Annotated in this window: 8 protein-coding genes; 3 read left to right on the top strand and 5 right to left on the bottom strand. The window is 66.0% G+C overall.

Annotation, left to right across the window (positions count from 1 at the left end; genetic code table 11):
* Window positions 1-96 precede the first annotated feature (96 nt).
* Both hslU and Q8Q53_RS09975 read left to right on the top strand, forming a co-directional pair.
* A complete protein-coding gene (gene hslU / locus Q8Q53_RS09980; RefSeq protein WP_305701624.1) occupies window positions 97-1,398 on the top strand; it encodes an ATP-dependent protease ATPase subunit HslU in 1,302 nt (433 codons plus the stop codon).
* 24 nt (window positions 1,399-1,422) lie between these two features.
* Entirely contained in the window at window positions 1,423-1,629 is a 207-nt protein-coding gene (locus tag Q8Q53_RS09975; protein ID WP_305701623.1) for a DUF1737 domain-containing protein, read from the top strand.
* Here the strand turns inward: Q8Q53_RS09975 and Q8Q53_RS09970 are convergent.
* The 3 genes from Q8Q53_RS09970 to Q8Q53_RS09960 all read right to left on the bottom strand — a co-directional run bounded on the left by Q8Q53_RS09970 (window position 1,626) and on the right by Q8Q53_RS09960 (window position 5,264).
* A complete protein-coding gene (locus Q8Q53_RS09970) occupies window positions 1,626-2,474 on the bottom strand; it encodes a diacylglycerol kinase family protein (protein ID WP_305701622.1) in 849 nt (282 codons plus the stop codon). The two genes, Q8Q53_RS09975 and Q8Q53_RS09970, sit on opposite strands and share 4 nt — an antisense overlap.
* A gap of 5 nt (window positions 2,475-2,479) precedes the next feature.
* Window positions 2,480-4,297 carry an ABC transporter ATP-binding protein/permease gene (locus Q8Q53_RS09965; RefSeq protein WP_305701621.1) on the bottom strand — a complete coding sequence of 606 codons (1,818 nt, stop codon included), beginning with the start codon at window positions 4,295-4,297 and terminating at the stop codon, window positions 2,480-2,482.
* A gap of 61 nt (window positions 4,298-4,358) precedes the next feature.
* Window positions 4,359-5,264: an aspartyl protease family protein gene (locus Q8Q53_RS09960; RefSeq protein WP_305701620.1), complete on the bottom strand. Its 906-nt coding sequence runs from the start codon at window positions 5,262-5,264 to the stop codon at window positions 4,359-4,361.
* Between the two features lie 143 nt (window positions 5,265-5,407).
* Here Q8Q53_RS09960 and Q8Q53_RS09955 point away from each other — a divergent pair, with 143 nt between their 5' ends.
* A complete protein-coding gene (locus Q8Q53_RS09955; protein ID WP_305701619.1) occupies window positions 5,408-6,331 on the top strand; it encodes a hypothetical protein in 924 nt (307 codons plus the stop codon).
* Window positions 6,332-6,346: 15 nt separating this feature from the next.
* On the opposite strand, the gene Q8Q53_RS09950 is transcribed toward Q8Q53_RS09955, so the two are convergent.
* Window positions 6,347-7,780: a lipopolysaccharide biosynthesis protein gene (locus Q8Q53_RS09950; protein ID WP_305701618.1), complete on the bottom strand. Its 1,434-nt coding sequence runs from the start codon at window positions 7,778-7,780 to the stop codon at window positions 6,347-6,349.
* A gap of 59 nt (window positions 7,781-7,839) precedes the next feature.
* Window positions 7,840-8,877 (bottom strand): glycosyltransferase family A protein, encoded by a 1,038-nt coding sequence (locus Q8Q53_RS09945; protein ID WP_305701617.1) that lies wholly within the window; start codon window positions 8,875-8,877, stop codon window positions 7,840-7,842.
* Window positions 8,878-9,162: the final 285 nt, after the last annotated feature.

Raw genomic sequence — 9,162 nt, 5'->3', positions numbered from 1 at the left:
CTGACCCCCCCGTGTCCGTTGGTGTCGCGTGTTGTCGAGACAGGTGCGCCAGGTGTCTCGACTACGCTCGACACGAACGGACCTTGTGAGAAATTCATGACCGATACCCTGACCCCCAAAGCCATCGTCCGCGCGCTCGATGAACACATCGTCGGCCAGCAGGACGCCAAGCGCGCGGTCGCCGTGGCGCTGCGGAATCGTTGGAGAAGGCAAAGACTCGGCGCGGAACTGCGCGAGGAAGTGACCCCCAAGAACATCCTGATGATCGGGCCGACCGGCTGCGGCAAGACCGAGATCAGCCGCCGTCTGGCCAAGCTGGCCGACGCGCCGTTCGTGAAGGTTGAGGCGACCAAGTTCACCGAAGTCGGCTATGTCGGCCGCGATGTGGAACAGATCGCCCGCGATCTGGTCGAGGAAGCGATCCGGCTGGAAAAGGAACGCCGCCGCGAGGCGGTGCGCGATGCGGCCAGCAAGGCGGCGATGGACCGGCTGCTGAAAGCGCTGGTCGGCGAAAACGCCAGCGAGGCGACGCGCGAAAGCTTTCGCCAGCGTCTGGTCGAAAACGCGATGAACGAGGTCGAGGTGGAGATCGAGGTGGAGGATACGCCGTCGATGCCGTTCGATATCCCCGGCATGGGCGGCAATATGGGCATGATCAACTTGTCCGACATGATGGGCAAGGCGCTCGGCCGCCAGAACCTCAAGCGGCGCAAGCTCAAAGTGCCCGACGCGTGGGACAAGCTGGTCGAGGAAGAAGCCGAAAAGCGGATGGACCAGGACGACGTCGCCCGCGTCGCGCTGGCCAATGCCGAAACCAACGGCATCGTGTTCATCGATGAGATCGACAAGATCGCAGTCAGCGATGTGCGCGGCGGATCGGTCAGCCGCGAAGGCGTGCAGCGCGATCTGCTGCCGCTGATCGAAGGGACCACCGTTTCCACCAAGCACGGCCCGATGAAGACCGACCACGTGCTGTTCATCGCCAGCGGGGCGTTCCATGTGGCCAAACCCAGCGACATGCTGCCCGAATTGCAGGGCCGCCTGCCGATCCGGGTCGAGCTGCAGGCGCTGAACGAGGAAGACTTCGTCCGCATCCTCAGCGAAACCCGCGCCAATCTGGTCGAACAATACCGCGCGCTGCTGGCGACCGAGCAGGTCACGCTGGACTTCACGCCCGATGCGGTGCGCGCGGTGGCGAAGATCGCCTGTCAGGTGAACGAAGCGGTCGAGAACATCGGCGCGCGGCGGCTCCAGACGGTGATGGAAAAGCTGCTGGAGGAACTGAGCTTCGAGGCGGAGGACCGCGCCGGCGAAACCGTATTGGTCGACGCCGCCTATGTCCGCGCGCGGCTGGAAGATCTGGCGCAGGATACCGACCTGTCGAAGTATATTCTCTGACGCGAAATCTGCTAGGATCGGGGGATGACACATCAAACCCCCGAAGACCGCCCGATCTACCGCCTGCTCACCGGCAAGGATGACCGCGCTTTTTGCGAGCGCGTGTCCGAAGCGCTGGAGCAGGGCTGGCGGCTATATGGTTCGCCAACGCTGGCGTGGGACACCGAGAACAGCTGCATGAAAGCCGCGCAGGCGGTCGTCTGGCATGAAGCGGACGCGGTGAAGGGCTAAACGTAACGCACACTCGCTCGGTCCAGCGTCATCCGTGCAGGCAAATGTCCGGCCGCGTCCCCATCCGCCTGAACCGGCACCGGCCCAGCGCTGGTGATTTCCAGCGCATCGCATTCCACCACCCGCCACGACGGATGCGCGCGGTGCGATCCGGTTGCCGCGTAGAAGCCCAGCGCAATCAGGTCGCGGCGGCGGCAGCGGGGCAGGGCGAGCAGCCGCAGGCGCGGGTGGGCGATGTGCGCGGCGGGGTCCAGCATCCACGGTCCGGCATAGAACCGCCCGCGCAGCACGAACGCCGCCTCTGCCGAAAACGCCTGTCCATCGGCCACGATCCGCAAGGGCGTACGCGGCCAGCGCCACAGCAGGCTGCCCAGTGCAGCAACATAGGCCAATCGCCCGATCCGGGCTTTCAAGTCCTCTGACAGGGCCGCGACGGTGTGGGCGTCGATCCCGACCGAGGCGCAGGCCAGCACCGGCGCGCCGTTCAGGCGGACCAGCGGGGAATGCAGCGGCGGCCGGCCAGCCTCGATCCGCAGCGCGAATTGCAGCGGATTGGCGGGGTAGCCCAGCTCGCGCGCCAGCAGGTTGATCGTGCCGACCGGAAAGATCGCGACCGGCGGCAACGCGGCCAGATCGCCCTGATTGCCGATCACCAGCCGGGCGGAGCCATCGCCCCCGGCAATGCACAGCAGCCCGGCCTCCGGGCAATCGCGCGCCGCCACGAAGATCAGGCTGTCATGATGGCTGACCACGTGCCCCCGCGCTTCCAGCACGCGCACCAGCGCGGCGATGCGGGCCAGTCGGCGCGGCGCCATGTCCGCATTATAGGCCAGCGCGATCCGCATGACGGCTAGGCCGCGACCTCGGCGGTTTCATCGACTTCGGCGGCCTGCCGGTTCCACATTTCGGCGTAAAGCCCGTCGCGGCGCAGCAGATCGGCGTGGGTGCCGCTTTCGGCCAGTGCGCCGTCGTTCAGTACGAAGATCGCGTCGGCATCGGCAATCGTCGACAGGCGGTGCGCGATGGACAGGGAGGTGCGGCCCGAACTGACCCGGTTCAGCGTGGCGAGGATTTCCTGTTCGGTCCGGGTATCGAGCGCGCTGGTCGCTTCGTCGAGCAGCAGGATCGGCGGGTTCTTCACCAGCGTGCGGGCAATCGCCACGCGCTGCTTTTCCCCGCCCGACAGTTTCAGCCCGCGTTCGCCCACTTCGGTTTCAAAGCCCTGCGGCAAGCGTTCGATCAGGCCCATCAGCGCGGCATCGCGGGCGGCCTGCTCCACATCGGCCAGCCCTGCGCCGCCCCGGCCATAGGCGATGTTGTAACCGATGGTGTCGTTGAACAGCACGCTGTCCTGCGGGACGATGCCGATCGCAGCGCGCAGCGAAGTTTGCGTAACTTCGCGGATATCCTGCCCGTCGATCAGGATCCGGCCCGACCATGGATCATAGAACCGGAACACCAGCCGCGCGATCGTGCTTTTGCCAGCGCCGGACGGGCCGACGATGGCGACCTGTGATCCGGCGGGCACTTCGAACGACAGCCCTTTCAGGATCGTGCGGTCGCGTTCGTACCCGAACACCACGTTGTCGAACACCAGCGAGGGCTGACGGATGATCAGCGCGGGCGCGCCGGGGGCGTCCTGCACTTCGACCGGGCTGTCCATCAGCCGGAACATTTCGGCCATGTCGATCAGCCCCTGCCGGATCGTGCGATAGACCATGCCGAGCATGTCGAGCGGGCGGAACAGCTGCATCAGATAAGTCTGGACGAACACCAGCTGGCCGATCGAATATTCCCCGCGCGACCAGCCCCAGACGGTATAGGCCATCGCGCCCGCCATCAGCAGGTTGACCACCAGCGCCTGCACGATGTTGAGCAGCCCCAGCGAGTTTTCGCTTTTCACCGCCGCTTCAGCATAGGCGCGGGTGGCCTGGGCATAGCGCGCTTCCTCGCGCGCTTCGGCGGCGAAGTATTTCACGGTTTCATAGTTCAGCAGCGAATCGACCGCGCGCGACAGCGCCTGTCCGTCCAGCTGGTTCATCGCTTCGCGCAGGGCGGTGCGCCACTCGGTGATCGTGCGGGTGACATAGATATAGGCCACCACCGCCACCGCCGTCGCCGCGACCAGCCCCCAGCCGAAGTTGGCATAGAAAATCGCCGCCACGATCAGCAGCTGCAGCACCGTGGGGAACACGTTGAACAGCATGAAATAGAGCATCACGTCGATGCTCTTGGTCCCGCGCTCGATCACTTTGGTCACTTCGCCGGTGCGGCGGGCCAGATGGAACCGCAGCGACAGGCGGTGCAGGCGGGCGAAGACATCCTCAGCCAGCTGGCGGGTCGCGTCCTGCCCGACCCGTTCGAACACGATGTTGCGCAGATTGTCGAACACGACCGCGCCAAACCGGCCTGCGCCGTATGCCAGCACGAATGCCAGCGCGACCTGGAACGCGGCCGGGCCGGTCAGACTCATCGCGTCGATGGCCCACTTCAGGAAATAGGGCAGCACCATCGTCACGCCCATCGAGGCGAGGATCAGCAGCGTCGAAAAGACGATCCGCCAGCGCAGCGCAGGATTATCCGCTGGCCACAGATAGGGCATGAACCGCCGCAGCGTATCCCAGCCATCATGGCGGGCGGCGGGATCGGAAGGTTGTTCTGGCGGCATTGGCCCCATTTAGGGGGTGAGCGCGGAAAGGGAAGGACGTTCGGTTCGAACCCGCCCCGGCTCAGAATGCGTCGCGCGGCAGGTCGAACAGGATGCGGCGGGTCGAAAAGTCGATTGCGACGCGGTCAAAACTGCGCAAGTCCTGCATCCCCAGCAGCAACGCGGGCTTGCGGTTCAGGCCCAGCGCCTCGAACGCGGGGGCATCGGCAAAGGCGATCCACACGTTGTTGAGGTTCATGCCCTGGATTGTCAGCATCCGCCCGAGCCCGACCTGCGCAGTGATCGCCTGGCCGGTCACGCTGTTCAGCGTCACCGTGCCGTGGTCGCCGCGCCGGGTCAGCGCGCGTTGCAATGCCAGGTTGCCGATGGAGTTTTGCGCGCCGGTATCAATCACCACATCGGTAGCGATCCCGTCGATCCTGGCGTCGGCCATGATCAGCTGACCGGACCGGCGGCGGGCGGTAACGATGATCTCATACCCCCGGTTGCCGCCCAACGCCTTGGCATCGTCGATCGCCAGCAGGTTTTTGCGGAAGTCCATCAGCACGCGCTGATCCTGCAGGCTGTCGATCCCCAGAATGCCGTCCGCGCCGATGTTTTCGCTTTTCAGCAGCGGGGCCAGCAGCCCGTAGTAGGAACGGCGACCCAGATCGATCTGGTCGATTTCCACCGTGTCGACCATTTCGGTGCCCGCGACGCCCACCAGCCGCGCCCGCGCGGACGGCACCAGCGCCAGTCTGGCGGCCAGCGCGGTGGACAGGACGGTGTTCTGCGATCCGGTGTCGATCAGGAAATCGAACGGCCCCTGCGCGCCGATCCGCACCGGCACGGTCAGCCGTTCATGCCGGTCGGCCTTGGCGACGACCACCTCAACCGCCGCGCTTTGCGGCAGCGCCTCCTGATGCAGGATGGTCGGGACAGCGGCGGCAAAGGGCAGCAGCGGCAACAGGGCAGGGTACATCGGCATGGCGATTATCTCTCTCTGCGGTCAGTAATACGCCCTTTCGCACCGGTCCGCCATGTTGCTGGTCGAACGGGTGCGGCATCCGGTCGGCATCCGTCCCGCCGGACATTTGTCATTGTTTAACGCCCGGCTGCTATGGCCGGATCATGTTGATGGTGCGTGACAAGCTGATGCGCCTGCTGCGCGAAGGGCACTTCCTGCGCGCGGCGCGGGGGATCCTGCATACGCCGCCGATCCGTGCGGCGGATGACGGAGTGATCCTGTTTTCGATGATCGGGACCAAAGTGCTGCTGCCCTATCTGGTCGCGGTAAAATCGCTGCACGCGCAGCTGCACTGCGGGCGGGTTGTGATCCTGGACGACGGGACGCTGACCGCCGGGGACAAGGCGGTGCTGGCGCAGCATCTGGACAATCCGCGCGTGATCCCGATCGCCGCAGTTGAAACCGGCCCCTGTCCGCGCGGCGGCACGTGGGAACGGCTGCTGACGATCCTGGACCTGCGGCGCGATGCTTATGTCATCCAGCTCGATTCCGACACGGTCACGCTGGGACCGGTCCCGGAAATCACCGCTGCCATCGCCGCAGCGCGCAGCTTTACCTTGCGCGGCGGCACGGATGCGGAACTGTTGCCGTTGCCCGAAGTTTCAGCGCGCGCCCGCGCCACGGCCGGGCCGGGGCGGGTCCATGTGCAGTCCGCCATCGAGCAGGCGATGGAACAGGTCGCGATACCCGGTCATCCGGACTTGCGCTATGCGCGCGGCTGTTCCGGCTTTGCCGGGTTCGCGCCTGCGGCGACTGGCCGCGATCTGGCCGAGGCCTTTTCGGGTGACGCGGAACGCCTGATCGGCCGCCAGCGCTGGGAAGAGTGGGGCAGTGAGCAGGTCACGTCGAACTTCGTGATCGCCAATGATCCCGGCGCGCTGCTGCTGCCCTATGATCGCTACATGAATTACTGGAACGAGCCGATCGCTTCCGGCACGGGCTTTGCCCACTTCGTCGGCACGTACCGGTTCCACGGCGGAGCCTACGCTGCGGCCGCGCGGCAGGTGATCGCGCAGCTGAAGCGCTAGCCTCGCCCCGCAGGCTTAACCCCGTTTCGCCAGTCCGCGCAGTTCCAGCAGCCGGTCCCGCGCGAACCCGGTCAGCCACAGGCCATAAGTCGCGCCGCCCGCTGCGATCAGCACGACCAGCCGGAACAAGGGCGACAGGTCTGCCGCCGCCAGCCGGTCGGTCAGCAGCACCACCAGTGCCATCGCGGCACCGGCCAGCACCGGCGGCAGCACCGCACGGCCGACTTGCGCCAGCTTTACCCCGATCACCGGCAGCGCCCACAGCGCCGAAATGAACGTCAGCACCGGATAACCGGCCAGCCAGCCCCACGCGATCCCGCGTGCGCCGTCGGCGCTGATCCCCAGCCAGAAGGCCAGCGGCATGATGCCTGCACCCAGGATTGCGCTGCGCGTGGCGATACCGGGACGGCCGACCGCGCTGGTCGCCGGGGCGAACAGCACGTGCAGCGTCATGAACGGCATGGCCAGTGCCAGCACTTCGATAATCGGCGCGGCGGGCAGCCACTTTGCGCCCAGCATCACGTGAACCGCCGGCTGCGCGACGCTGGCCAGCCCCAGGCAGAACGGCACCGCCAGCAGCATGATGATCCGCACCGATTTCAGGAACCCTTCGGCGACGGCGGTGGGATTGTCTTGCACTTTGGCATAAGCGGAAAAGGCCACTTCGTTGAGCGGCGGCACCACTTTGTTCACGAACAGCTGCGCCAGGAACAGGCTGGTGGTGTAAAGCCCCAGTTCCGCCGCCGGCAGCGCGCGGCCCGCGATCACGATGTCGGCCTGGGTCTGGATGAACCAGAACAACTGCCCCACCAGCGCGATGCCGCCATAACTGGCCAGCGCGCTGCTGCCGCGAAAGTCAAAGCTGGGCCAGATGAACACCCGCGCCGCAATCACCATGCCCACGGCGCGGCTGACAAACCCGGCCAGCGGCGCGACGATCAGCGTCCACACGCCCAGCCCGCCCAGCGCCCCGGCCAGTGCGGCGAGCGCACCGATGAACGCGGAGGCCATGTTGACTTGCGCCTGCCGCCGGAAATCCATCTGCCGCGACAGCACGGTATAGCCCAGCGCCAGAAACGGGTTGGTCAGGTAGATCAGCGCCTGCACCCGCAGCAGGTCGGTCACGCGCGGCTGGCCGTAATAGGCCGCGACATAAGGCGCCGCGATGAACTGCACGGCGGCCAGCGCGACGTTGATCACGATCAGCAGGCCAAACAGCTGGCGCAGTTGCCCGTCGCCGCCGTCGCGGTCGGCGATGACGGCATTGGCAAAACCATAACCGTTGACCAGCCCCAGCAGCACCAGCACGACCGATGTCATCGCGAACAGTCCGTAATCCTCTGGTGAGAGGATGCGGATCACCAGAAACGTGGATGCCCAGGCAACCAGCTGGCTGAAAATCTGCGTGCCGGACCGCCAGATCACCGCACTGCGGACCTGATCGCGCAACGATCGCGGCGGCGCGGCCTCGCTGGTCCCAGCCGTCCCTGTCGTAGGCACAGTCGTGGTCACAGTGCGATGCCGTCGGGCAGGACCGAGCCCAGCACGCCCGCAGTCTGGTTCCCCCGGCTGTGCGCCTTGCGCCGCCAGGCCAGCATCGGCCGCGCGAGGCCCGGCAACACGCGCCAGAGCAGGAAGGATATCGCCCATACCGGACCGCTCACGCGTGATTTCACCCGGCGCAGTTCAGCCAGCCCGCGCGCGGTATCGCCGTCCATCACCCGGTCGATGGCGTGCTCGAAATCCAGCGCTTCCTGACTGTCGCGGATCAGCTGGTCCAGCAGCGGCTGTTCCGGCGCGTCGGCAGGCAAGGCGGCGCGGGCCTTTTCATAGACCTTGATATTGCCCAGCAGCATTCGTCCGGCATGGGCCGAGGCGGAATTGGGCCGGACCCGGTATTCCCCCATGACCTGGCCGACATAGCGGGCGTGGCCGCCCAGCTGCATCAATCGCACCCACAGGTCGAAATCCTCGGCCTGGGCCATGCTGGTGTCGAACCCGTCAATCGCGTCAAAGTCGGCGCGGCGGAACGTGGTGCCGATATAGACGCCAAAGCTGCGGTCCAGCACATCCGCCAGCGATCCGCGGGTGCCGTCGCCGGTGCCCTGCTTGGCCTCGAACGCCAGCCGCTCTTTGGGGACGGCGCCAAAGATCAGGGCATTGCAGGTCGCCAGCCGGACATCGGCATCGCTTTCCAGCAGCTCGGCCATGGTGCCCAGATATTCGGGGCGGAACCGGTCATCGCCATCGAGCAGCGCAATCAGCGGTGCGCGGGTGGCGGCAATCGCCGTGTTGCGGGCACCCGACACGCCCTGATTCGGCGTCGCCAGAAACCGGATGCGCGGGTCAGACAGATAGGGGGCGACGGCCCCGGCCACATCATCAGGCGCACCGTCGTCGATCACCAGGCATTCCCAATCGGTGAACCGCTGGGCCAGCAGGGAATCGAGCGCCTCGCCCAGCAGATGCGCCACGCCATAGGCGGGCACGATCACCGCGATGCGGGGAACCGGCGAAGAATCAGTGTTAGATGCGACCTCAGACATACCCGCGTCATAGCGTGTGGGTCTTAACCAAGGCTCTACGCGGGCACTGGGCGGGCGCTGGGCGGACGCTGGCCGGGGCAGGCCGGGCAAAACCCGGCAATCGCGAGGGATTTCCGACGATTGAAACAAAATTGCAAAAACGCTGTTGACCGAATCGCGGGTTGGACTTAGAGGCCCGTTCACCGGACGGGAACGCCGCATTTGTGGTTTTGCTGACTGGTCGCCAACATTGACGGACACCGGTCCTCCCGAATTGAAAAGCGGGAGTGGATGGTTGTCCGGTTC

It is taken from the genome of Novosphingobium sp. (genome assembly GCF_030699305.1).
Lineage (GTDB): Bacteria > Pseudomonadota > Alphaproteobacteria > Sphingomonadales > Sphingomonadaceae > Novosphingobium.
Note: the sequence above shows the minus strand (reverse complement) of the source record. Positions and strands in the feature narration are given on the sequence as shown.

Bases quoted from the DNA above. Each gene is read 5' to 3' on its own strand.
- Q8Q53_RS09975 (WP_305701623.1), top strand. From the start codon at position 1,423: ATGACACATCAAACCCCCGAAGACCGCCCGATCTACCGCCTGCTCACC.
- Q8Q53_RS09945 (WP_305701617.1), bottom strand. From the start codon at position 8,877: ATGTCTGAGGTCGCATCTAACACTGATTCTTCGCCGGTTCCCCGCATC.
- hslU (WP_305701624.1), top strand. From the start codon at position 97: ATGACCGATACCCTGACCCCCAAAGCCATCGTCCGCGCGCTCGATGAA.
- Q8Q53_RS09960 (WP_305701620.1), bottom strand. From the start codon at position 5,264: ATGCCGATGTACCCTGCCCTGTTGCCGCTGCTGCCCTTTGCCGCCGCT.
- Q8Q53_RS09970 (WP_305701622.1), bottom strand. From the start codon at position 2,474: ATGCGGATCGCGCTGGCCTATAATGCGGACATGGCGCCGCGCCGACTG.
- Q8Q53_RS09955 (WP_305701619.1), top strand. From the start codon at position 5,408: ATGTTGATGGTGCGTGACAAGCTGATGCGCCTGCTGCGCGAAGGGCAC.
- Q8Q53_RS09965 (WP_305701621.1), bottom strand. From the start codon at position 4,297: ATGCCGCCAGAACAACCTTCCGATCCCGCCGCCCGCCATGATGGCTGG.